We start from the raw sequence: 22106 nt of genomic DNA on the forward strand, positions 1-22106 counted from the left end.
CCTAAAGTTTCTCGAGCAAGGCTAGCAGGCGGTCAACCTCGCGCGGGGTCAGGTTGTTTACGGTCTCGGCAGAGATCTGCTGCGCCGTCACGACGGCCTCGGCGGTCAGGCTGACGCCCGCGTCGGTCAGCGAGATTTCCAGCCGCCGCATGTCGGTTTTGGACGGGGCGCTTTGCACCAGCCCCTTTTTGCGCAAGCGGTCCACGACACCCTTGGTCGTGGCCGCATCCATGCCGACCAGACGCCCCAGATGGTTCTGGCTAATGCAAATTTCATCGCGCAACTTTGCCAATACGGCAAATTGGGTTGGCGTGATATCCGGCATCTGGCGATTGAATATTTCCAGATGCTTTTGGTTGGCCAAACGCAGCTTGAAACCGATCTGCTCTTCGAGCGTATAGCGCGCCTCGGCGGGCGTCTTTTTCAGCGGTTCAGCCAAGTATCTATCCAGTGCATTCCAGCAGGTGATTAGTTTTTATGCAGTATCTTCCCACGGTTTTAATCTGAGGTCTACATAAGAACAGATGCAAAATATTGTTTGACAGCTAACAATTTTTTAGGCCTTCATAAGAAAGTCGAAAGCTGGGAGAGATGCAATGCCCTTCGTCAGAAACGCTTGGTATGTCGCAGGTTGGTCACGCGACTTTGGCGCAGAAATGGTTGCTTTGACAATGCTTGCCCAAAACCTCGTACTCTATCGCGCCAGTGATGGCCATATCTACGCGCTCGAAGATCGCTGCCCGCACCGGCTTCTTCCCTTGTCCAAGGGAAAGAGGATCGGCGACACGATCCAATGCGGGTATCACGGGATGACCTTTGGCACCGACGGCAGATGCGTGCGCGTGCCCGGGCAGTCCAATTTGCCCAAATCGGCGTATGTGGACAGCTTTCCCGTGCTGGAGCGGCTCGGCATTGTTTTTGTCTGGATGGGAGACCCCGACAAGGCAGACCCCGCACTGGCATTCGATATGCCGGAACTGGCCCAGGATGGCTGGCACCTGCATCACGGCGACAAGCTGCACATCCGCGCGAACTACCTCAATGTCGCCGAAAACCTGGTTGATCCGGCCCATGTCAGTTTCGTCCACCCGACGACGCTTGGCAACGCGGCATCCGAAAATGTGCCGGTTCACGTGAAAACCTCGGGCGAGGTGATCGTCGCATGGCGCTGGATCAGAGATGCCGAACCTATCGGTTTTTTCAAGAAGTTCGGTGGCTTTGACGGTAACGTGGACCGCTGGCATTATTACTATCTGCATATGCCTTCGACGGCCGTGATAGATTTCGGATCCGCCGACGCCAAACTTGCGCTTCCCGAAGATCAACGCGACAACGGGGTGCGCATCTTTGCGCTGCATTTCGTCACGCCCGTGACAGAGGATTATACGATCGACCATTGGTTACACCTACGCAACACTGCCTTGGGTGATGAAAGCGCATCAGACCAGATGGATGCCATGTTTCGGGTGGCATTCGCCGAGGACAAGGCGATTTTGGAAGCCGTCCATCAAGAGGAGCAGCGCCCGCAAAAGCGCAAGCCGATCAGAATTGCGATCGACAAAGCCCCGAACGTGTACCGCAAACGCATCCGAGACACGATCGAGGCCGAAGCCACCGATGATCTGGGTGAACCGGTTTCGCCGGTTTTCGTACAGCATGATTAGCCACTGACAAGAGCCGCAAAAGACGGCAGATCCTAACACGAGAGGACCACCAGATGACCAGAACGACCCTTTTCGCAACACTAGCCGGGGCTGTCGCACTTGGCCTCACCGGATTAAGTGCAGCAGCCCAGTCGGGCGAGCCTATCAAGGTAGGAGAGATCAACCACTACAAGCGCCTTGCCGCGTTTGCAGAGCCTTACAAGAAGGGCATTGAGCTTGCCCTGGAAGAGATCAACGCCGAAGGAGGCGTGATGGGCCGACCGCTGGAATTCATCTTTCGCGACGATCAGGGCGACCCCGGCGAGGCGATCAAGATCGCCGAAGAACTGATGACCAGCGAAGGCACGGTGATGATTACCGGATCCATCCTGTCCAATGTCGGTTTGGCAATTTCATCCGTGGCCGCCGAAAAGGGGTGGGTCTATCTTGCCGCCGAACCCTTGGCCGACGCCCTGACTTGGAGCCAGGGCAACCCATGGACCTTCCGTCTGCGCACCTCGACCTATATGCAGGCCGCGATGCTTGCTGAACAGGCGGCCAAGACAGATGCGGTGAAATATGCAACGATCGCGCCAAACTACGCCTACGGCAAAGATGCGGTCGCTGCGTTCAAGGAAGTGTTGACCAAACTGAAGCCGGAGGTCGAATTTGTCGGCGAACAGTGGCCCGCCTTGTTCAAGATCGACGCTGGTGCCGAGGTTCAGGCGCTGGAACGCTCCAAGCCCGATGCGATCTATAACGTGACCTTTGGTCCTGACCTGGCGAAATTTGTCCGCGAAGGCACGACGCGCGGATTGTTTGAAGGTCGTACCGTGTATGGTCTTTTGTCGGGTGAACCCGAATACCTTGAACCGCTGGCCGACGAAGCCCCCGAAGGCTGGGTCGTGACCGGATACCCCTGGTATGATTTCACCGATAAAGACGGGGCCAACAAACCTTTTGTCGATGCCTATCAGGCGAGATTCAAGGAAAGCCCCAAGCTTGGGTCGCTGGTCGGTTATATGACCGCCGAAACAGTTGCCGCGGCGATAGAGAAAGCCGGATCAACCGAAAGCGATGCGATCCGCATGGCGTTTGAAGGTCTGAATGTCTCGACCCCCGTAGGAGAGATCACGTTTCGCGAAATTGACAACCAAGCGACCATGGGCGCGTTTGTAGGTAAAACCATGCTCAAGGACGGCGCAGGTGTAATGACCGACTGGTCATATCTGAATGGTGCCGACTACCTGCCATCGGACGAAGAAGTGTCAAAGCTGCGTCCCGCAGAATAACCATCGTATCACTGCGGACACAGGGGTCTCTTTCCGCAGTGTTCGATCCCACCCCCGGAATATCACGAGGTGGCCATGGGCCTATTTATCGCGCAGATTCTCACTGGGCTTGCCAATGCAGGTGCGCTTTTCATGGTGGCGTCGGGCCTTTCACTGATCTTTGGAGTGACCCGCGTGGTGAACTTTGCCCATGGGTCGTTCTATATGCTGGGGGCGTATGTCGGGTATTCTCTTATGCAGGCATTGCCGGGTGTCGCGGGGTTTTGGGGGGCTATCCTGCTTGCTGGTCTGATTGTGGGCGTGATCGGGGTGATCGTTGAAATATGTGTGCTGCGCCCGGTGTACCGGGCCCCTGAACTGTTTCAACTGGTCGCCACATTCGGGGTGATCCTTGTCATTCAGGACCTGACGCTGATGATATGGGGCCCGCAAGATCTGCTTGGGCCACGCGCACCGGGCCTCAAGGGTATTATCCGCATCATGGGCGAACCGGTGCCCCAGTACGATATCGCGCTGATCGCGATCACGCCGTTTGTGGCGATCGGGTTGTGGTATCTCATCACCAGGACGCGGGTCGGGACCTTGGTAAGGGCCGCAACCCAGGACCGCGAGATGGTCGGTGCGTTGGGGGTGAACCAGTCATGGCTGTTTACCGGCGTGTTTTTTCTCGGGTGCGCATTGGCGGGTCTGGGTGGCGCCTTGCAACTGCCCAAGGGCGGTGCCGATCTGCTGATGGATTTCAGCATTCTCGGGGCTGTGTTTGTCGTGGTGGTGATCGGGGGCATGGGGTCGCTGCCCGGTGCCTATCTTGCGGCGGTGATTATCTCGATTCTCAATGTGTTCGGCGTAACCTATGCGCCGCAATCGACATTGGTGTTGATGTTTGTAGTGATGGTGGTGGTTCTGATGATCCGCCCGTTCGGCCTGCTGGGAAAAGAGGAAGTTGCGGGCGAACATGGGCAGACCGGCGAACCGGAACGGCCGATCAAACCTGCCGGCCCGCGCATACGTCTTCTGGTGACTACATTACTGGTGATCCTCGCGTTGCTGCCGCTCTATTCGGGCAACTTCGCCGTTGTGCTGGTTACTGACATCATGATCTTTTGCCTGTTCGCCGCATCGCTTCACTTTATGCTGGGCCAAGGCGGGTTGGTCAGCTTTGGCCATGCCGCGTTCTTTGGCGGCGGGGCATATGCCGCTGCCTTGCTGGTTACTTATGCCAGTACCCCGATGGAGCTTGCGTTGGTGCTGGCTCCGGTCAGCGCGGGGCTTGCGGCAATTGTCATCGGATGGGTTTGCCTGCGCTCAACCGGCGTCTATTTCGCGATGCTGACCCTTGCCTTCGGGCAGCTTCTGTGGAGCCTGGCTTTCCAATGGGGTGATGTGACCGGGGGCGATGACGGACTGGTCAACATCTGGCCATCGGCCTGGGCATCTGACAATACCGTGTATTATTATCTTGCCTTCACGCTGTGTGTCGGGGGGATATTGTTGTTGCGACAAGCGGCTCACGCCCCGTTTGGCTATGCGCTTCGCGCTGCGCGTGACAGTACGCGCCAAGCCGAAGCAACCGGGATAAACACCAAACGCGTCCAGTGGGTTGCCTTTACCTTTGCCGGCACCATGGCCGGACTGGCAGGCGGTTTATTCGTCTTCTCCAAAGGCAGTATCTTCCCCAATGAACTTGAAACCGCCCGAAGCTTCGATGCATTGATCGTTGTGTTTCTGGGCGGGGTAAAAACCTTGTCCGGGGGGTGGGTCGGCGGTGCATTCTTTGAGGGTGCAAAAGATTACCTGACCCGCTTTGAATACTGGCGTCTGACCTTGGGCCTGCTGATTATCTTTGTCGTGATCCTTGGCCCTGAAGGGATCGTTGGATCGCTGCGCAAAGCCGGTGAACGCATTGGACTGCTGAAAACTCCGGAGGACGCGACATGAGCCCGATCCTCTCTGTACGAAACCTGTCGCGGAACTTCGGCGCGATCAAGGCGGTTGATGATGTCAGCTTTGACCTCGCCAAGGGGGAACTTCTGGCACTGATCGGCCCCAACGGTGCGGGTAAAAGCACCTGCTTCAACATGCTGATGGGGCAGCTTAGACCTTCGTCCGGTACGGTGCAGTTGATGGGTAAAAACATAGCAGGGATGCAGCCGCGTAAGATCTGGCGCATGGGGGTGGGGCGCACGTTCCAGATTACCGCCACCTATGTGTCGATGACCGTGGTCGAAAATGTCCAGATGGCGCTGATCTCACATCACCGACGGCTGTATTCACTGACCAGCTTTGCCCACAAACTTTATCGCGACAAGGCGCTGGCGCTGCTCGAGACTGTCGGGATGGCGGATCAGGCAGACCGTCATTGTGCGGTTTTGGCCTATGGCGACCTCAAGCGGCTGGAACTGGCGGTTGCCCTTGCGCATGATCCTGTGTTGCTACTTATGGATGAACCCACCGCCGGAATGGCCCCGCGCGAACGGATCGCGCTCATGCAGCTTACCGCCGATATTCTTGCGCAGCGCGGCATCAGCGTTTTGTTTACCGAACATGACATGGATGTGGTGTTTGCCCATTCGCACCGGATCATGGTGTTGAACCGGGGCCAGTTGATCGCCGAAGGTACCGTAGACGAAATTCGCAACAACCGTCAGGTGCAAGAGGTCTATCTTGGCGGCGGTACCCTGTTCAAAGCCGCCGAGGAAGATGCACATGCTTGAGTTGAAGGGCGTTAATTCATTCTATGGCAAGGCGCATGTGCTGAACGACCTGAACTTTAGTGTCGATCGCGGGCGGGTGGTTGCGCTGTTGGGGCGCAACGGCGCTGGCAAAACGACAACGATGAAATCGATCATGCAATTGGTGCGCCCGCGTACCGGGACCGTGACCTATCAGGGGCAGGATATCACCGGCTGGCCCAGTCACCGCGTCGCGCGCAATGGTTTGGGCTATGTCCCCGAAGAGCGGCGGATATTCACACAGCTGACTGTTGCAGAAAATTTGGAAGTCGGGCGACAGCCGCCTCGGGAGGGATGCACCACCTGGACCGAAGACATGGTGTTTGATCTGTTTCCAAACCTAGCCGAGCGGCGCCAGAACTATGGTAAGGCCTTGTCCGGCGGGGAACAGCAGATGCTGACCATCGCGCGCACGTTGATGGGAAATCCGGCATTTATCCTGCTGGATGAACCGTCAGAAGGGATTGCTCCGGTCATCGTAGAGCAAATGGCGCGCGCGATTTTGCAGCTCAAGCAGGATGGGCTCACTGTCTTGCTGTCTGAACAAAATCTGCATTTTGCCCAAGCCGTAGCCGACGGCGTCGTGATCATCGAACACGGCACTCAGCAATTCGTAGGGAGCCTGGCAGACCTGCAAGCTCATCCCGATATCCGCGATCAACACCTGTCGATTTAATTGCTGAGCTATGGTTGCCGGATAAAAACCCAAGGCTCGGCGATCCGTAAACACTCAATTGGCGTTTGCCGAAATCCGAAAATGTGGCCGTTGACCTTTTGAATGGCCCCAAACGTCTATCCCTAACGGCGGATACCGCGCCTTGCCGACGTTCCCACGCTGCTGCCCGCAAAGCGAAAACACACCGATGCGCCCCCGGCCCGTGCCTTGCGGGGATGCGGAACTGCATCGGTTCGGGCACTTACCGTCATTCGACGTCGAGCGAACGCAGCCAGGCAGCGAAGCTTTCTTCACTCAGCTGGTCTGATGCCAGATCCTCCATCATCCTGACCCCGACTTTAGGATCGGGGCGTATTTCAATGCCGTTGAGCCGCAGAAAGGTAAACGCAGTCACAAAGGCGGTGCGCTTGTTTCCATCAATAAAGGCATGGGCCTTTGCAACGCCGAATGCATACGCTGCCGCAAGTGCATGAACATCCGGATTGCCGTACCCGGCCCGGTTCAGAGGTCGCGCACAGGCCGCTTCCAAAAGCGACGGATCACGGGTGCCCGGTGCGCCGCCGTGTCGGGAAATCTGGCGGTCATGGATGACATGCAATGCGGGCAGCGGCATCCAGACCCATCGGGTCATGCAAGTGCCTGAAGCAGGTCGCGGTTTTCATCCATGACAGCCTCGGCTGCGGCAAGAGCAGCCTGGAGTTCGGGGTTTTGGGTCATCAGTTTCAACCCACCGTCGTCAGTGCGCACCGCATAAAGCGTATCGCCTTCCTTGGCGTCCAGCAGGGCAAGCATCTCGGCGCTCAGGGTCACCACAGCGGAATTACCTACTTTGCGTATTTTGGATTCAATCATGGTGCTCTCCTTGGTGTATACAGATGTATATACTCTGACCGCTCATTTTGTCAACTTTGGTGCGGTGATCCAAGCAGTCTGTCTGTGCTTCAGCTCTCCGGCTGGCTCGTAAAGGGTTGAGGAACCGCCGGCGAAACCCGGCATTACCGCATCTCGCCAAACTGCCAGTCCTTGGACCGGAAAGATCAGGCGTACGTCTGCCGACGGTATCAGTCCCCGAAAGCGGGTCCAGACATGTCGGTCGGTCATTTCCCCCCGATGTTAATGGGTTTCAAGGCCAACCAGAAATATACCGATCACCAGGCAGGCCACACCAGCGATGCCAAAGATACCGATATCTTGCTTGAATACGGTAATTCCGACAACAACGGACCCGACGGACCCGATGCCGGTCCAGATCGGGTACGCAACACCTAAAGGCAAGGAACGCATCGACCAATACAAAGCCCCAAGGCTGGCGAGCATCATAGCCGCTGTCGCAACGACTATGCCAAGTCTGAAGCCTCCGGAAAGCGACTTTAGACCGGCAGCCCATCCTGTTTCCAACAGACCTGCTATGAAAAGTGCAATCCACGCCATTTCGACCTCCAAAGTATCGGGTCGTCCCGGCAAGCCCATATCTGGTCAGGTCGTCCTGACCGGGTGTTTCATAACTCCAACCGCTTTGTCCGCAAAGGCACAACGGGGCGGAAGCGATTGTTACGTACTATAAAGTGCATAACAGCAAGATCCGATCAAGACGCTTACTCCAACAAATTTACGGCACATGAACGAACAGTCGCTCAGCCTCCCATTAGCGCCGCATCAAATGGATACCGGGTCAGGTTCTCGTAACCGTCTTCTGTAATGAGCACCTGGTCTTCAAGTTTGATGGTGAACTTTCCACCAACGGCACCCACGGCCGCTTCGACACACAGTACCATGCCCGCCTCGAGAGGGTGATCAAATGCGCCTGCGTCGGCCTGGTCAGGATAGGCAACCAACGGCCATTCATCGCACAGGCCCACGCCGTGCATCAGACATCCATATTTCTGCGCCTGGAACTGATCGTCCAGGGTGTGGCAGTTCGCAGTCAGTTCGGGGACCGTCACACCGGGGCGCAGCATTTCCATATTGGTCGTGATGTGTTCGAGAGCGTGTTGCATCGCATAGATCATATCGGCCGGCGGTTTTTGGTCGCCAATCCACCACGAACGAGAGATGTCGATGCAAATGCCATAGCTCCCAATAAGGTCTGTGTCGAACGAGATGATTTCGTTTTGCTGACATATCCGGGGGCCACATTCCTGAAACCATGGGTTGGTGCGTTGTCCCGATGAAAGCAGCCTCGTTTCGATCCATTCGCCACCGCGTTTGATGTTCTCTGCGTGCATGACCGCCCAAATGTCATCTTCGCAGGTTTTGCCGTCACCGACATTTGCGCGCGCGAAGTCCTCCATTGCTTTGACAGACGTTTCGCAGGCGTGGCTTGCGCAGCGCATCGCGTGAATTTCGTCGATCGATTTGACCGATCTTGATTTTTCAGTGACTTCTTCGCCGTCCTTGATCTCGAGCCCCTGCGCCTGCAGGGCATGGGCACCGTGCAGCATGATCTTGTCTATGGCGAGGCGCTTGTTCGTGCCTGAATGTTCTTGCAGCACCTGGCGCACTTCGTTGGCAAAGACGTCCGCCTTTGCTGCGGTTTTGTCGCCCGTGGCAAAGTAGAACATGGAGGCCCCGCTGCGCACCTCGCGGACCAGAGGATTGAAAGCGCTCAAAAAAGGTGCATTTTTGTAGTCCCAGATCACCATGTAACCGTCTGCGCAAAGCAGCACCGCGCGAAAGGGATTGTGGGTGTTCCACAACTGCATGTTGGTGCTGTCGGTGGCGTAACGAATGTTGAGCGGGTCAAACATCAGCAAACCGGCATAGTCACGTTCAACGATGTGTCGTGTCAGTCGCCTGTGTCGATAGCTGCGCATATCCGCAAGATTGGGGAGCGTAAGTCCCGCCGCTTCCCACTCGCGCATCGCAAGTTGCGTCGGCCCGATTTCCATTCGGTCTTGGTCATTCGCGGAGCCGTCGCCAAGGGTGGTGCCGCGAGTGGGATCGATTTTGCGCGTGTCGCGATGGTGGCGGTCCATGGCTGCTCTCCTCTATCACCGCCAGCCTCGCGCGGATTTTTTGGGCTTAGTTGCCGTTTTGCGACATGAAATGGCGCAAGGGAAACGAGCGCATTGGTAAGCGCACTAACACCTATCGTGTCTGTATCGCTGAAACTGCCGGTCGTACGCGGCGGGGCAGCAGGTTGGGGCTGATTTCGGCCACTTTGTCCAGATTGCGCCAAGGCAGCTTTAAACCCTTCTGGTGAAACGGTCGAAAATCCCTTAACCGAAGGTACAACCAAGGAGTCTGGTACGGTGAAAAAAATGCCCCTGACCGAGCGGCCCAACTGGCGCGATCATGCACGCGACGTCGGTTTCAGTTTTGCGGATATGCATGGCGAACCCTATTGGGACGAGACTTCGGCCTATGCTTTCACGCTCGACCAGATCGAAATGGACATCGAAGATCCGGCCACCGAACTGCATGCCATGTGCCGCGAAGCGGTCGCCCAGATCATCTCGAGCGAACAGCTGATGGAGCGTCTGGCAATCCCCGAGGAACACCGCGATCTGGTCGCGCAAAGCTGGCGCGATGAGGACCCGGAAATCTATGGCCGCTTCGACTTTTCCTATAACGGGGAGGAGCCTGCAAAGCTTTTGGAATACAACGCTGACACCCCGACGTCGCTGTATGAGAGCGCTGCTTTCCAGTGGCAGTGGCTAGAGGATCAGTTGGCCGCAGGCGTTCTGCCTGAAGGAACAGACCAGTTCAACGGCATCCACGAGGCGCTTGTTGCGCGATTTGCAGAGGTTTTCGAGACAGGTAGCGATCTGCATTTTACCGCCGTGGCTGGAAATCCAGAAGATTACGGTACCGTCGAAGCCATGGGATGGGCAGCGCGTGAGGCCGGTCTGGGCGCACATTACTCTGACCTGGATAAAATCGCACTGAGCGAGGACGGGCACTTTCTGGATGATCAAGATCGCCGGATTGCAGTGCTTTTCAAGCTTTACCCATGGGAAGATCTGCTGCGCGATGAATATGCCGCGCATATTGCCGGTTCGGGCTGCCTGTTTCTGGAGCCCGCGTGGAAGGCAGTGCTTTCAAACAAAGGCCTTCTGCCGGTTTTGTGGCAAATGTTTGAAGGCCACCCAAATCTGCTGCCCGCGTTTTTTGAAAGCGACATCGCCAGTGCTCTATCAGGTCAGGGCAATGCGAAGTCCGAGACCGCGCCGGCGTATGATCGGGCGCAGGCGCAGTTTGCCGCTGGCTATGTACGCAAGCCGATCCTGTCACGCGAAGGCGCGTCGGTCTCGATCCACAAGGGTGGCGAGATCATCGAGCAATCGACCAACACCGACTATGCGGAGCACCCGCGCATCATCCAGGCCTATGCACCGTTACCCGAATTCGACGGCTTTCGCCCCGTAGTGGGTGCTTGGATCGTCGGCCAGACCTGTGCAGGCATCGGGGTCCGCGAAGACCGGTCGCGGATCACCCAGGATCTATCGCGTTTCAAACCACATTATATTATCGCGTGAAATGCATTACACATGACGCTGGCTGAACAGGAAAGTACCTAAACCATGACCAAACGCTCAAAACGGGTTGCCATCGCCATTGTCGGAGCCGCTGCTTTTGCTCTCGCGGGCTGCCGTCACGAACAGGTGGATGCCGCGGCCTTCCCCGATTTGCAAAGCTGCACGGACGCTGCCGCGAAGGGGGGGGCGTTCTCGGCTCAGGATTGCGAGACTTCGTTTGCCGAGGCTGAAACGCTCCATGTGGAAGCGGCGCCGCGCTATGACAGCTTGCAGGTTTGCGAAGAGCAGCACGGCCAGGGTGCATGCGGTTCAGAAGCGGAAGCGACACAGAACGGGTCGGGCAGTATTTTTATGCCGCTACTGGCAGGGTATCTCATCGGCAACATGCTTGGCGGGCGGCAGGGCATGTCGGCGGGACAGCCGCTTTATAAAACCTCGGACGGTAAGTTCACCAATGCCGCACGTTCCAGCACGTTTTCCACAAACAGTGGTGCCGCAAAGTTGAGCACGTCACAGTTTGCGCGCCCGACATCGACCATCGGAAAGAAACCGATGACCAGTGCGACAGCACGCTCGCGCGGCGGGTTTGGCAAGGTGGGTGGCAGAACGGGTTTCGGCGGCTAGCCGATGCTGTGATCAGTTCGCAAAAGACGGTCGCAAGTGGGGCTTCCGCCACCTTTCCCTGCCCTTCGCGGGGTTGTCCGGTTGGCTGATTAGTCGGTGTCGCCGGCCGACCACCTGCTTTCGTGCCACCGCGGTGCGCGTGTTTGATGCTAACTGTCTATATGAGCCGCGGCAAACGCGGGCCAGTTGATCATCAATGCTTGGGTTTTGGGGCGACCGGCACGGTACCTTAGATCACCATAAAGTTTGGGGCCCATGTCGCACCGGACGAAAGAAAAGGGCGAAATCCACACAAGAACAGCGCCGGAGCGGTTCACCAAAGCATTTGTACCGTTGATGTCACGGTCACCTCGAAGTTTTGACCCGGGCGGTTTTCAGCACGTTTCCGGCTGCGTCACAGGTGAACCGCACTTTGGTCTGGTCGTGCCAAAATGTCAGCCGATGCGTGCCTGCGTCCTCTCCTACACCGGTCTCGAACCGGCTGGTAATCTCACCCGCGCGCATAAGCTCTTTGACGCGTTCGGGTGACAGATCAAATACGCGGGCAAGATCGGTGGCATCGACAATCGGTTCGGGTTGGCTGAGATCAATTTTCATGATTTGCATTTGTCCATCAGGGTTCGGATATCGCTGGCAAAGGCCCACGCGGCGTGGGGACTTATCGACGCGCCCGGTCCCCCGGACCATAAAGAGGAAAGCACAGGCAATCCAACCCTGCTTCCGGTAAGGAGCGCACAGAATCCACGCATCAGCATTCTGACAGATCATGAGGCGGGCGCAAATCTCGTCCTCCAGTTGCACGATAGGTCTTGATTGATCCCATCTACGCCTAGATCAATGACCTGGTACCCTTAGGCTTGTCGACGTGCCACCGCCTGGTTGACGACGACTGGCTTGAGGATGAAATATTGAATTAATTTGACGCGAATGCGTATATCGACCGTATGGATTACTGATGCTAGAGCGCTTTGGATCGCGGCAGTCTCTGTTAACCCTTGTTGTTCTGACGGGGGCATTGTTGCTGACCGGCTGCGCCGAGAATTCTGCAACCTTCATGTCACCGCAGGGGGCCATCGCTGCCGCGCAAAAAGCCCATTTGATCCGAGTCACCGCAATTACCATGATTGCGGTTTTTCCTGTTTTGATCTTGGTGCCATGGATGCTGTGGCGTTATCGCTATAAGAACCCCAAGGCACGATATGCGCCAGATTGGGATTTCTCTGGTCCGCTTGATCTTGTGATGTGGGGTGTGCCCCTGATCATCATCGTGGTGCTGTCATTTCAATTGTGGTCTGCGACCAAGACGCTAGACCCTTATCGCCCGATAGATCCGACGGAAGGTGAAATGCGGGTACATGTTATCGGCTTGGATTGGAAATGGCTGTTCGTCTATCCCGATCTGGGCATTGCCACGGTAGGCGAGGTCGCCTTTCCCGCGAACGAGCCTGTCGTGTTTGAGATGACCAGCGACAGCGTCATGCAGTCTTTCGCCATTGGCGCACTCGCGGGTCAGATTTATGTGATGCCCGGCATGACCACTGCATTACATGTAGAGGCAGACCAGACCGGTACATTCGTGGGCAAGAATATGCAGTTTAGCGGGAAGGGTTTTGCCGAACAGAAATTCAACGCAAAAGCCATGTCGCCAGTCGACTTTGATGCGTGGGTTGCACAGGTCCGCCAAGAGGGTCGAATACTGGATGCGGCTTCCTATGCGGTGCTTGCGGAGCCATCGACCAAAGAGCAGGCGCAAAAAGCTTTGGATGTTCCGCAGCGCCCCGGCGGCGTGATCTATTTCAACGCTATTCCGTCTGATCTTCTGTCAAGCGTGCGTGGGCGCTATACATCGGGCAAGCCGGTCGATGCCATGCAACAACCTGGCAGCCCAACCTATCAAACAAGGGGCACACCATGACAGCTTTGCTCGACTGGGGCTGGCCCCTCGGCGTTTTCACTCTTGAACAACTGCCATTTGTGCGGGCCTACAACAACCCCACCACAAGCGAGTTGATCGGGGCGGGCGCGGCTTCTTTGGTGGTGCTGGGTGGGTTAGCCGTGCTGGTAATCTTGACCTGGTTTGGGTGGTGGCGTCCTTTGTGGCGCAATTGGCTGACCAGCACTGACCACAAACGCATCGGAATCATGTATATAGTGCTGTCGCTCGTCATGCTCTCCCGAGGCGTGATCGAAGGTGCGTTGATGCGAACCCAGCAGGCGACAGGTTTAAATAGCGGGTTCTTGACCCCTGATCATTTCTCTCAGTTATTCAGCACCCATGGAACCATCATGATCTTTTTTGTGGCGATGCCGTTTGTCGCTGGGTTGATCAATTACGTCATGCCGCTACAGATCGGTGCGCGTGATATGTCGTTTCCGGTAATGAACCAGATCAGTCTGGGATTGACGGCTGTCGGCGCGGTATTGGTAATGATTTCGCTGGTGCTGGGTCAATTTTCAACAGGTGGTTGGACCGCATATCCACCCTATACCGGAAAGGTGTTCAGCCCCGGTGTCGGGCCGGATTACTGGATCTGGTCAGTAGCGATCGCGGGCATCGGATCCACGCTCACAGGGATTAATTTCGCGGTCACTATCTATAAAGAGCGCGCACCGGGGATGCATCTATTCAGGATGCCGTTGTTCACATGGACGGCACTTTGTGCCGCAATACTTTTGATTTTTGCATTACCGCCTCTCACAGTCTCGACCTTGATGCTGGCGTTGGACCGCTATCTAGGGTTTCACTTTTTCACGAATGACCTGGGCGGGAATTTAATGAATTATGCCAACCTGTTCTGGCTATTCGGACACCCCGAGGTATATCTGCTGGTTCTGCCTGCGTTCGGGGTCTTTTCCGAAGTGATTGCGACCTATAGCGGCAAACGGCTTTATGGTTACGCATCGCTTGTCTATGCAACAATGGCCATCTCGGTGCTTAGTTTCACTGTTTGGTTGCACCACTTTTTCACGATGGGACAGGGGGCCAACGTCAATATCGCCTTTGGCATTGCAACGATGGTCATTGCCATTCCTACAGGGGTCAAGGTTTATGATTGGATGGCCACGATGTTTCGTGGCCGCATCCGTTTCAGCGTACCGATGGTTTACGCCACGGGGTTCCTGATCCTGTTCGTGATCGGCGGCTTGTCAGGTGTTATCCTGGCAAACCCGACCATTGATTATCAGGTCCACAATTCGGTCTTTTTGGTAGCGCACTTCCACAACGTTCTTATTCCGGGCGTTCTGTACGGTATGCTGGCAGGATATCACTATTGGTTTCCCAAGGCCTTTGGCTTCCGATTGAGCGAGGGGTGGGGGTATGTCACCGCAACACTTTGGATCTTCGGTTTCGCTTTCACATTCTTCCCCCTGTACGTCGCCGGGTTATTGGGGATGCCACGCCGGTCGGTCAGTTTCAGCGACCCTTCTCTCCAACCACTTATGTTGATTGCGGTGTTCGGTGCCGTCCTGATAATAGGTGCTTTGGCGGCATTGGTTGTGCAGCTATTTGTCAGCATCCGTAACCGCAAGGTGCTTGCTGTACCGTTGGGTGATCCATGGAACGGACGCACGTTGGAGTGGGCCACTTCATCCCCGCCGCCGGAATACAACTTTGCGATCATTCCCACGGTGACCAGTCGCGACATGTTCGCGTTGGACAAGGCCCACGGGACTGCGTTTGAAGCCTCTCAAAACTACAAGGATATCGTGCTGCCCAAAAACACCGCTATAGGCATGATTGTTTCCATCGGCGGCACGGGACTGGGCCTTGCACTGGTATGGCAGATTTGGTGGCTCGCTCTGGTCTGCGTTACTGGGATGCTGATTGCTCTGATAGGCGATACGTTCCGAAAAGACGTTCACAGGGTCATTCCTGCGGCAGATGTCGCGCGCGAGCATAAAGAGTGGTTGAAGAAGATCGCGGATGCAAAGCCGGCTAATAGGTTAGAGGAAGCAACGCCCCACAATACGGGGTTTGCGGCACAGGAGGATGCACAATGACCGACAAGTGCCATCCGGGTATAAACCTTGGGATCCGTCACGGAGAAGCGCATCAGCATGCCGAAAAAGTAATGTTCGGCTTTTGGGTTTTTCTCATGAGCGATCTTGTCCTATTTGGCGTGATCTTTGCGACCTATGTCACCACGGTAACCCCCATGGGGATTGCCGGCGGTCCGGGACCAGCCGACGTATTTGATCTTAAAAGTGTGTTCATCCAAACGATGCTGCTGCTGACCAGCAGCCTTACCTTTGGTATTGCGACATTGATGCTGCGCCATGAAAAGGGGATCCGCAATATTGTATTGTGGTTGTGTGTCACGTTGGGGCTTGGGCTTGGCTTTCTGACGCTGGAGTTGCGGGATTTCGCCACCATGTTCGCTAGCGGTGCCGTGCCCAGCCGGAGCGGATTTTTATCGGCATTCTTCGCGCTCGTTCCGTTGCACGGTTTACATGTTGCCGCCGGCGCAATCTGGATCGTCGTGATGTTGGCTCAGGTTGCGATTTTCGGACTGATACCAATGGTCAAGACCCGCCTGTTGCGACTGGCGCTGTTCTGGCATTTTCTTGATGTCATCTGGATCGCGATATTTTCGATCGTCTACCTTGGGGGGCTTGCATGATGGGTCACGACACTGAATTGCGCCGCGAGCTGCGCCGATATTTAATCGGGTTTGCCCTTGCGCTGATTTTGACGGTGGTGCCGTTCGCACTGGTCGCGTGGGGGACACTGTCATTCGGAACGGCACTGTCCGTCATTGGCATATCGGCAATCCTTCAGGGCGTCGTCCAACTACGCTTTTTTCTTGATATCGATCTATCGACGCAAAAACGGGAAGACCTCCATTTGATCCTGTTTACGGTTCTTCTACTTTCAATTATGGCCGCTGGCACAATATGGATCATGGCCAGCCTGGCCAACCGGATGATCGCATGACAACCGACGCCGATATTTGAACTGCGTCCGGTGACCAAAGCCGCGCCATCAAACCGTGACAGGTACAATGTCAGTGAACATGACTGTTATAGTTCAGCAAGGCGGATGTGGGATCGACGCCGGAACTGGTTCACAACCGAGACAGACGGCCTTCGTCATCCACAACGTCCAGAGCACAGCTATCGCCTGTCCATTTCCATAATACGATGTTGAGATCGGTCGCGGATGCGCCTTTCGCATAGCTTTGGAACAGAAGGCCTGCAAAGCCGTTCGAGATGAGAGCAACGGCAAAGTCCTGCGTTGGTACGGTTTGGCCATCAAGCATCTTGGACCGCCAGCCTGCATCTGCAAGGGTACTTTCCGACATACCGTGTCGGTGAAGTTCTTTTGCGTCTCTATAATCGAATATTGGTCCCAAATCGGCTTGGTAGGAAACAAGAACGGTTGGCTGGAGACTGCCCGCCTGGTTGGCTTCGCGCAAGGCACCAGTTGGATCAACAGCGAGATAGAGCGCTGGTATTCCTTTGGCGTTGAAACGCCCGCCATAAAGTTCTGCGCCCCGACCGGACAGAGGGTCGCGCGCATAGACCGGATTCAAGGCACGGTAAATCTGCCCCACAAAACGCCCCTCCTTCAAAGGCATCAGGCGAAGACACCAGCATCGACCGCGTCAATATACTCGAGAACCTGCTGCGCCTTGCCTTCCTGCACCAGCTGCATCGCGGTCCGGCCATCAAACCCGGGCAGGGGTTCTGACCGGTACCACGCATATGCCATCAACTCCGACCCGAAACGCGGCTCGACCTTGTTAAGCACTTCGACCAGCTCGCGCAAACGGCGTTGTGTCTTGTCGGAATTGATACGGGTACGGCGCTGTAGAGCATCCTTGGCAAGGCCAACTGTCATCGCGACCTCCTCCGCAGACGTGCGCAATGCGGAAGCGATCTTTCGGGGTTCGAATTGCCCACCTTCAGCGTATGTTTCGATATGCATGGCATCTTCCAATCGGCTGTTGTGACAGTATATAGTGTTAATTTAGCTGAACATCAAGAAGACTGGTGAGGTTATTGGGCTGGCGTTCGTTTCGCGGCGGTTGATCCCGGAATACCAATCCAACTGTGTTGGCGTGTCTGCGTGGAAACCCCTGCGGGCGCAAAGTCATCCAGTCATCGAGCAACGCACAGGTCCCGCTTCAGCGTACGGGACGCCGAAAATCTAGTGGCGACAATAAAAACGAATTGAAAAACGTGATTTGCCACGAGCTGATTTTTCAGGCGGTCGCAAATCTGCCGACGTATCAAAATTCCTGACAACATCGTCGAGTCACAGTTGAATGCCGCCACGGCGACCTAGACAAAAAGCTCAAACCGTCTATGTCATTTTGGAATGCGTCCTTCCAATCACTCAGGAAACACTATGCCGACCAAGTCCACCGACACGATGGCGACGGAAATCTTGCGCCTGCAAGAGGAACTGGCGGCAAAGAATGCTGAAACGGATGCCCGCAGGGTCAAGGCACGGAAAACATCACATCGGATGAGTTTTCTAGAGGCGATGATGGAGACCGTGCCCGTTGGGGTGGTGATGGCCGATGCGGAGGGGAGGATCATCTATGGAAACAGTCATGTGGAAAAGATGGTGCGTCATCCGGTGCTTCATTCGGAAGATGCGGATTCCTACGGTGAATGGGTTTCGTTCCACGAAGATGGCAGCCGGGTGGCAAGCCATGAATATCCTCTTGCTCGGGTGCTTCGAGATAACGAAACCCATTCCAAGATCGATGTGAACTATCAGCGCGGCGATGGCACACGGTTCTGGATGCGTATCATCGGCGAGCCGGTAATGAACGCGGATGGCAAACGTATAGGCGCGACTGTCGCTTTGATCGATATCGACGAAGAACGCAACCTGCGCGAAGCACAGAACATCCTGATTGCTGAACTGAACCATCGGGTAAAGAATGCTTTTAGTGTGGTGAAATCCATTGTCAGCCAGTCCCTGCGCAAGATGAGCATTCAACGCGGTGTGCGCGAGACCATCGACCAACGGCTAAATGCCTATGCGACGGCACATTCCAAATTGGTGGGCACCTCATGGGATCGCACTATGGTCGGGGCTGTGGCGGCTGATGTATTGGAACCGATCGGAAACGGGCGGATCATTCTGTCGGGACCAGAGGTCGAGGTGCCTTCGCGCCAGGCGCTGTCATTCTCAATGGCATTTTATGAGCTGGCGACCAATGCGATGAAGTACGGGGCGCTCTCGGTCCCCGAGGGAAGAGTCCATCTAACCTGGGAACAAACCTCAACCGCCGATGGTTTAACCCTTGCGCTTGATTGGGTAGAAACAGGCGGCCCGGCCGCCGAAAAACCCAGCGAGACCGGATTTGGCAGCTTTATCACGGGGCGCGCCCTAGAGGCGGAAACAGGCGGAAAAATCAGGACGGTCTTTGGGCCGGGCGGATATGAATGGCATCTAGAGATGCCGCAACAGAAGGAAGGCCGGGCAAGATAATGACGCATGCTCCACAGAATATTTTCATTGTAGAAGATGAGGTCGTCGTAGCTTTTGAAATGACCGACCTGCTGGAAGACATTGGTTTCAATGTTGTCGGACCGAGTATCCACCTGGAGGATGCCAAGGTGAAGGCCCGCGAGGGCGAGATCGATATAGCGTTTCTTGATGTGAACTTGGGGCAAAACAAAACCTCCAAACCTGTCGCCGATATCCTGCGCGAAAGGGGAATTCCGTTTGTCTACATTACCGCATATGATCCTGAACAGATCAGCTTTCTTGGTCCGGAAGACCGGGTCGTGAAAAAGCCGGTAAGCAGTGATAAATTGATCGAAACCTTGCGCCGTGTTTACCCCGATCTAGAGACCAAATAATCAGCGGTAGCGTATGACGGTAGGCGTAAACCAGCCCACCGCGACATTGCAGCGCAGGGTGGGGGCATGACATTGGTCAAACGTGAACATATAGTGAACGTATGGCTAAGCAAACTGTTGAACAAAAACTAGCGATTTTAAGCGACGCGGCGAAATACGACGCGTCCTGCGCCTCTTCGGGCTCGACGAAACGCGACTCGCGCGATGGCAAGGGCGTGGGGTCGAACGAGGGGTCGGGCATCTGTCATGCCTACGCGCCGGACGGGCGCTGTATCTCGCTGCTGAAAATCCTGATGACGAATTTCTGCATCTATGATTGCAGCTATTGCATCAACCGCGCTTCGTCCAATGTGACGCGGGCGCGGTTTAGTGTCGATGAAGTGGTGAAGCTGACCATCGAATTCTATCGCCGCAATTATATCGAAGGGCTGTTCCTGTCCTCGGGCGTGATCAAATCGCCCGATGCGACGATGTCTGACATGGTCCAGATCGCGCGCAAGCTGCGGCACGAAGAGAATTTTCGCGGGTATATTCACCTGAAAACCATCCCCGACGCCGCGCCAGAGTTGATTGCCGAAGCAGGGCTGCTGGCAGACCGACTATCTATCAACGTTGAGTTGCCCACCGATGCCGCCGTTCAGCAATATGCGCCCGAAAAAAAGCCTGACCAGATCCGCAAGGCGATGGCCGATTTCCGGCTGCGTAAAGAGGTGTCAAAGGACAAATCCCACACCGGCAAGCGCCCGCCACGGTTTGCGCCTGCGGGTCAATCGACGCAGATGATCATCGGGGCGGACGGGTCGAATGATGCGGCTATTCTGGGCCAGTCCACACGGCTCTACTCCAGCTATAAGCTCAAGCGCGTCTATTATTCAGCTTTCTCGCCGATCCCCGACAGCTCGGCCAAGCTGCCGCTGATCCGGCCGCCCTTGCAACGCGAACACAGGCTCTATCAGGCGGACTGGCTGCTGCGGTTCTATGACTTTCAGCTGGACGAGATTACATCTGTCACCGCGGACGGGAACCTTGATCTTGAGGTCGACCCGAAACTCGCATGGGCGCTGGTGCACCGCGAGGTGTTCCCGCTGGACGTGAACCGCGCCAGCCGCGAGTTACTGCTCCGGGTGCCGGGGTTCGGGGTGAAGACGGTGAACCGCATCCTGTCCACCCGCCGCCACCGTACCCTGCGCTACGAGGATCTGATCCGCATGGGCGCATCCATGAAAAAGGCCCGCAGCTTTGTCACCGCAGGTGGCTGGTCCCCAGGCGGGTTGACCGACAGTATCGACCTGCGCGCGCGGTTCGCGCCGCCGCCCGAACAGCTGACCCTATTCTGATGCACCGCGCGGTCATGCCCAAGATCGGCACGGCACAGGCGTGGCGTGATGCGGCGCGGCAGTTTCTAGCCGCCGGCATCCCGCCCGAGGCGATCCTGTGGGGCGATACCAGCACGGCACCCGATCTTTTTGGTGGTGCCTCCCCGATGCAGACGGGCGGGCAGGTGACCGTGCCGCGTAGCTTCATCAGCATGGCGAGCAGTGTCGTCTGGCACAGTGATCCCGAACGGTTTGCGCGGCTTTATGCTTTTCTCTGGCGGTTGAAGGACGCGCCGCAGTTGATGACGGATCGCGGTGATGCTGATCTGTCGCGCTTGCGCCGGATGGAGAAGAACGTGCATCGCTGCCAGCACAAGATGAAAGCCTTCGTCCGTTTTCGCGAGATTGGCCCGCCCGATGCCCCCCGCCGGTCCTTTGCTGCGTGGTTCGAGCCGACGTATCACACGGTAGAACCCACCGCTGATTTCTTTCTGCGTCGGTTCAGCGACATGGATTGGCGCATTCTTACGCCGGATGTCTGCGCGATTTTCGAGGGGGGCAAACTGACCTTCCGCGAGGGGGAGGAAAAGCCCGCGCTGCCCGAAGACGCGAGCGAACAGCTGTGGATCACCTATTTCCAGAACATCTTTAACCCCGCGCGGCTGATGGTCAAAGCCATGCAGTCGGAGATGCCCAAGAAATACTGGAAGAACATGCCCGAGGCCGCGCATATCCCCCAGATGATCGCCGACGCCCCCGCCCGTGCCCGCGCCATGGCCGAGGCAGCACCGTCCTTGCCGCCCGCCCGCATGGCGCAGGTGCAGGCCCAGCTTGCCGCGCATCAATCCGCGTGGGAGGGTCCGAAGGACTCGCTAGCCAAGGACATCGCCGCCTGCACCCGCTGCCCGCTGCATTGCAACGCGACGCAGGCCGTACCGGGCGAGGGGCCGATGGATGCCGATCTGATGATCGTGGGCGAACAGCCCGGCGATCAAGAGGATTTAAGCGGGCGGCCCTTTGTCGGGCCTGCGGGGCAGCTGTTCGATCAGATTGCGGGGCAGGCAGGGCTGGAGAGGGGCAAGGCGTTTTTGACGAACGCGGTAAAGCATTTCAAATTTACACCGCGGGGTAAACGCCGTTTGCATCAGCGGCCGAATGCCTCTGAAATCCGGCATTGCCGTTGGTGGCTGGATGCTGAAATCGCGCAGGTGCGGCCGAAACTGGTCCTTGCCATGGGGGCTACCGCCGCCGAAGGCCTGACCGGACGTCGCGGTGCGATCCTGTCGCGCCGCGGCAAGATCGAAGAAACGCCATCGGGCACGCCGGCGCTGCTGACCTTGCATCCGTCTTATCTGCTTCGGCTGACTGATCCACAGGCTAAGGCCGACGCAACTGTGCAATTCAGAGACGATTTGTCAGCCGCTGTGCGACTATTGGCCTAAAATTGTCTGAGAGACCTGTGTATCGGTTGCAATCTGGCCTGGGGATGCCATATACCATCCACATGGATGGAGAAACATC

The 22106-nt window shown here is 56.4% G+C and carries 23 protein-coding genes; 15 read left to right on the forward strand and 8 right to left on the reverse strand.

Features of this window, described 5'->3' with window-relative positions; all coding sequences use genetic code 11:
- Position 1: 1 nt before the first annotated feature.
- The gene (locus AC13DE_RS05330) at positions 2-439 is read right to left on the reverse strand and encodes a MarR family winged helix-turn-helix transcriptional regulator (protein ID WP_446297611.1); all 438 of its coding nucleotides are present in this window, start codon (positions 437-439) and stop codon (positions 2-4) included.
- A 157-nt stretch (positions 440-596) separates the two neighbouring features.
- Between AC13DE_RS05330 and AC13DE_RS05335 the strand changes: the two genes are divergently transcribed.
- The 5 genes from AC13DE_RS05335 to AC13DE_RS05355 all read left to right on the forward strand — a co-directional run bounded on the left by AC13DE_RS05335 (position 597) and on the right by AC13DE_RS05355 (position 6343).
- On the forward strand, positions 597-1664 hold the full coding sequence (locus AC13DE_RS05335) for an aromatic ring-hydroxylating dioxygenase subunit alpha (protein ID WP_483047269.1): 1068 nt from the start codon (positions 597-599) through the stop codon (positions 1662-1664).
- Positions 1665-1717: 53 nt separating this feature from the next.
- Positions 1718-2935 (forward strand): ABC transporter substrate-binding protein, encoded by a 1218-nt coding sequence (locus AC13DE_RS05340; protein WP_483047270.1) that lies wholly within the window; start codon positions 1718-1720, stop codon positions 2933-2935.
- 75 nt (positions 2936-3010) lie between these two features.
- On the forward strand, positions 3011-4873 hold the full coding sequence (locus AC13DE_RS05345) for an ABC transporter permease (RefSeq protein WP_446313725.1): 1863 nt from the start codon (positions 3011-3013) through the stop codon (positions 4871-4873).
- Complete coding sequence (locus tag AC13DE_RS05350) at positions 4870-5649, forward strand: ABC transporter ATP-binding protein (protein ID WP_483047271.1); 780 nt, start codon at positions 4870-4872, stop codon at positions 5647-5649. Before AC13DE_RS05345 ends, AC13DE_RS05350 begins: the two co-directional genes overlap by 4 nt.
- Positions 5642-6343, forward strand: a complete 702-nt coding sequence (locus tag AC13DE_RS05355) for an ABC transporter ATP-binding protein (protein ID WP_483047272.1) — start codon at positions 5642-5644, stop codon at positions 6341-6343. Before AC13DE_RS05350 ends, AC13DE_RS05355 begins: the two co-directional genes overlap by 8 nt.
- 247 nt (positions 6344-6590) lie before the next feature.
- Here AC13DE_RS05355 and AC13DE_RS05360 read toward each other — a convergent pair whose 3' ends face one another.
- From AC13DE_RS05360 to dddP, 4 genes are all read right to left on the reverse strand, one after another.
- Positions 6591-6974 carry a type II toxin-antitoxin system death-on-curing family toxin gene (locus AC13DE_RS05360; protein WP_446313305.1) on the reverse strand — a complete coding sequence of 128 codons (384 nt, stop codon included), beginning with the start codon at positions 6972-6974 and terminating at the stop codon, positions 6591-6593.
- Positions 6971-7195, reverse strand: coding sequence for an AbrB/MazE/SpoVT family DNA-binding domain-containing protein (locus AC13DE_RS05365; protein WP_446297604.1), 225 nt, complete (start codon positions 7193-7195; stop codon positions 6971-6973). The genes AC13DE_RS05360 and AC13DE_RS05365 overlap by 4 nt, the downstream gene beginning before the upstream one ends.
- 261 nt (positions 7196-7456) lie before the next feature.
- On the reverse strand, positions 7457-7774 hold the full coding sequence (locus AC13DE_RS05370) for a DMT family transporter (protein WP_446297602.1): 318 nt from the start codon (positions 7772-7774) through the stop codon (positions 7457-7459).
- Positions 7775-7977: 203 nt separating this feature from the next.
- Positions 7978-9318: a dimethylsulfonioproprionate lyase DddP gene (gene dddP, locus AC13DE_RS05375; protein WP_483047273.1), complete on the reverse strand. Its 1341-nt coding sequence runs from the start codon at positions 9316-9318 to the stop codon at positions 7978-7980.
- Positions 9319-9594: 276 nt separating this feature from the next.
- Between dddP and AC13DE_RS05380 the strand changes: the two genes are divergently transcribed.
- Positions 9595-10821, forward strand: a complete 1227-nt coding sequence (locus tag AC13DE_RS05380; RefSeq protein ID WP_483047274.1) for a glutathionylspermidine synthase family protein — start codon at positions 9595-9597, stop codon at positions 10819-10821.
- 45 nt (positions 10822-10866) lie between these two features.
- Positions 10867-11445: a DUF1190 domain-containing protein gene (locus tag AC13DE_RS05385; protein WP_483047275.1), complete on the forward strand. Its 579-nt coding sequence runs from the start codon at positions 10867-10869 to the stop codon at positions 11443-11445.
- A gap of 345 nt (positions 11446-11790) precedes the next feature.
- Here the strand turns inward: AC13DE_RS05385 and AC13DE_RS05390 are convergent, their stop codons facing one another.
- Positions 11791-12042 (reverse strand): DUF6522 family protein, encoded by a 252-nt coding sequence (locus tag AC13DE_RS05390; protein ID WP_483047276.1) that lies wholly within the window; start codon positions 12040-12042, stop codon positions 11791-11793.
- A 358-nt stretch (positions 12043-12400) separates the two neighbouring features.
- Between AC13DE_RS05390 and AC13DE_RS05395 the strand changes: the two genes are divergently transcribed.
- From AC13DE_RS05395 to cyoD, 4 genes are read left to right on the forward strand one after another with little or no spacing between them, the layout of a single operon-like run.
- Positions 12401-13360: a cytochrome ubiquinol oxidase subunit II gene (locus tag AC13DE_RS05395; RefSeq protein WP_483047277.1), complete on the forward strand. Its 960-nt coding sequence runs from the start codon at positions 12401-12403 to the stop codon at positions 13358-13360.
- Positions 13357-15447, forward strand: coding sequence for a cbb3-type cytochrome c oxidase subunit I (locus tag AC13DE_RS05400; protein WP_483047278.1), 2091 nt, complete (start codon positions 13357-13359; stop codon positions 15445-15447). The genes AC13DE_RS05395 and AC13DE_RS05400 overlap by 4 nt, the downstream gene beginning before the upstream one ends.
- Positions 15444-16067, forward strand: a complete 624-nt coding sequence (locus tag AC13DE_RS05405; RefSeq protein WP_446297595.1) for a cytochrome c oxidase subunit 3 — start codon at positions 15444-15446, stop codon at positions 16065-16067. Before AC13DE_RS05400 ends, AC13DE_RS05405 begins: the two co-directional genes overlap by 4 nt.
- Positions 16064-16381, forward strand: coding sequence for a cytochrome o ubiquinol oxidase subunit IV (gene cyoD, locus AC13DE_RS05410; RefSeq protein ID WP_483047279.1), 318 nt, complete (start codon positions 16064-16066; stop codon positions 16379-16381). The genes AC13DE_RS05405 and cyoD overlap by 4 nt, the downstream gene beginning before the upstream one ends.
- A 130-nt stretch (positions 16382-16511) precedes the next feature.
- On the opposite strand, the gene AC13DE_RS05415 is transcribed toward cyoD, so the two are convergent.
- Together AC13DE_RS05415 and AC13DE_RS05420 are read right to left on the reverse strand one after the other, a co-directional pair.
- Complete coding sequence (locus AC13DE_RS05415; RefSeq protein ID WP_483047280.1) at positions 16512-17000, reverse strand: RES family NAD+ phosphorylase; 489 nt, start codon at positions 16998-17000, stop codon at positions 16512-16514.
- Positions 17001-17023: 23 nt separating this feature from the next.
- On the reverse strand, positions 17024-17374 hold the full coding sequence (locus AC13DE_RS05420; protein WP_446297592.1) for an MbcA/ParS/Xre antitoxin family protein: 351 nt from the start codon (positions 17372-17374) through the stop codon (positions 17024-17026).
- 423 nt (positions 17375-17797) lie between these two features.
- Here AC13DE_RS05420 and AC13DE_RS05425 point away from each other — a divergent pair, with 423 nt between their 5' ends.
- The 4 genes from AC13DE_RS05425 to AC13DE_RS05440 all read left to right on the forward strand — a co-directional run bounded on the left by AC13DE_RS05425 (position 17798) and on the right by AC13DE_RS05440 (position 22027).
- Positions 17798-18895 (forward strand): HWE histidine kinase domain-containing protein, encoded by a 1098-nt coding sequence (locus AC13DE_RS05425; protein WP_483047281.1) that lies wholly within the window; start codon positions 17798-17800, stop codon positions 18893-18895.
- On the forward strand, positions 18895-19269 hold the full coding sequence (locus AC13DE_RS05430; protein WP_446297590.1) for a response regulator: 375 nt from the start codon (positions 18895-18897) through the stop codon (positions 19267-19269). Before AC13DE_RS05425 ends, AC13DE_RS05430 begins: the two co-directional genes overlap by 1 nt.
- 101 nt (positions 19270-19370) lie before the next feature.
- Complete coding sequence (locus AC13DE_RS05435; RefSeq protein WP_483047282.1) at positions 19371-20606, forward strand: putative DNA modification/repair radical SAM protein; 1236 nt, start codon at positions 19371-19373, stop codon at positions 20604-20606.
- Positions 20606-22027, forward strand: a complete 1422-nt coding sequence (locus tag AC13DE_RS05440) for a UdgX family uracil-DNA binding protein (protein ID WP_483047283.1) — start codon at positions 20606-20608, stop codon at positions 22025-22027. The genes AC13DE_RS05435 and AC13DE_RS05440 overlap by 1 nt, the downstream gene beginning before the upstream one ends.
- Positions 22028-22106 lie beyond the last annotated feature (79 nt).

The organism is Sulfitobacter sp. L-8 (genome assembly GCF_056859255.1).

What these genes read in the sequence shown, in the direction of transcription:
- AC13DE_RS05335 (WP_483047269.1), top strand. Translation starts at nt 597, where the DNA reads ATGCCCTTCGTCAGAAACGCTTGGTATGTCGCAGGTTGGTCACGCGAC.
- AC13DE_RS05340 (WP_483047270.1), top strand. Translation starts at nt 1,718, where the DNA reads ATGACCAGAACGACCCTTTTCGCAACACTAGCCGGGGCTGTCGCACTT.
- AC13DE_RS05345 (WP_446313725.1), top strand. Translation starts at nt 3,011, where the DNA reads ATGGGCCTATTTATCGCGCAGATTCTCACTGGGCTTGCCAATGCAGGT.
- AC13DE_RS05350 (WP_483047271.1), top strand. Translation starts at nt 4,870, where the DNA reads ATGAGCCCGATCCTCTCTGTACGAAACCTGTCGCGGAACTTCGGCGCG.
- AC13DE_RS05355 (WP_483047272.1), top strand. Translation starts at nt 5,642, where the DNA reads ATGCTTGAGTTGAAGGGCGTTAATTCATTCTATGGCAAGGCGCATGTG.
- AC13DE_RS05360 (WP_446313305.1), bottom strand. Translation starts at nt 6,974, where the DNA reads ATGACCCGATGGGTCTGGATGCCGCTGCCCGCATTGCATGTCATCCAT.
- AC13DE_RS05365 (WP_446297604.1), bottom strand. Translation starts at nt 7,195, where the DNA reads ATGATTGAATCCAAAATACGCAAAGTAGGTAATTCCGCTGTGGTGACC.
- AC13DE_RS05370 (WP_446297602.1), bottom strand. Translation starts at nt 7,774, where the DNA reads ATGGCGTGGATTGCACTTTTCATAGCAGGTCTGTTGGAAACAGGATGG.
- dddP (WP_483047273.1), bottom strand. Translation starts at nt 9,318, where the DNA reads ATGGACCGCCACCATCGCGACACGCGCAAAATCGATCCCACTCGCGGC.
- AC13DE_RS05385 (WP_483047275.1), top strand. Translation starts at nt 10,867, where the DNA reads ATGACCAAACGCTCAAAACGGGTTGCCATCGCCATTGTCGGAGCCGCT.
- AC13DE_RS05390 (WP_483047276.1), bottom strand. Translation starts at nt 12,042, where the DNA reads ATGAAAATTGATCTCAGCCAACCCGAACCGATTGTCGATGCCACCGAT.
- AC13DE_RS05395 (WP_483047277.1), top strand. Translation starts at nt 12,401, where the DNA reads ATGCTAGAGCGCTTTGGATCGCGGCAGTCTCTGTTAACCCTTGTTGTT.
- AC13DE_RS05400 (WP_483047278.1), top strand. Translation starts at nt 13,357, where the DNA reads ATGACAGCTTTGCTCGACTGGGGCTGGCCCCTCGGCGTTTTCACTCTT.
- AC13DE_RS05405 (WP_446297595.1), top strand. Translation starts at nt 15,444, where the DNA reads ATGACCGACAAGTGCCATCCGGGTATAAACCTTGGGATCCGTCACGGA.
- cyoD (WP_483047279.1), top strand. Translation starts at nt 16,064, where the DNA reads ATGATGGGTCACGACACTGAATTGCGCCGCGAGCTGCGCCGATATTTA.
- AC13DE_RS05420 (WP_446297592.1), bottom strand. Translation starts at nt 17,374, where the DNA reads ATGCATATCGAAACATACGCTGAAGGTGGGCAATTCGAACCCCGAAAG.
- AC13DE_RS05425 (WP_483047281.1), top strand. Translation starts at nt 17,798, where the DNA reads ATGCCGACCAAGTCCACCGACACGATGGCGACGGAAATCTTGCGCCTG.
- AC13DE_RS05430 (WP_446297590.1), top strand. Translation starts at nt 18,895, where the DNA reads ATGACGCATGCTCCACAGAATATTTTCATTGTAGAAGATGAGGTCGTC.
- AC13DE_RS05435 (WP_483047282.1), top strand. Translation starts at nt 19,371, where the DNA reads ATGGCTAAGCAAACTGTTGAACAAAAACTAGCGATTTTAAGCGACGCG.
- AC13DE_RS05440 (WP_483047283.1), top strand. Translation starts at nt 20,606, where the DNA reads ATGCACCGCGCGGTCATGCCCAAGATCGGCACGGCACAGGCGTGGCGT.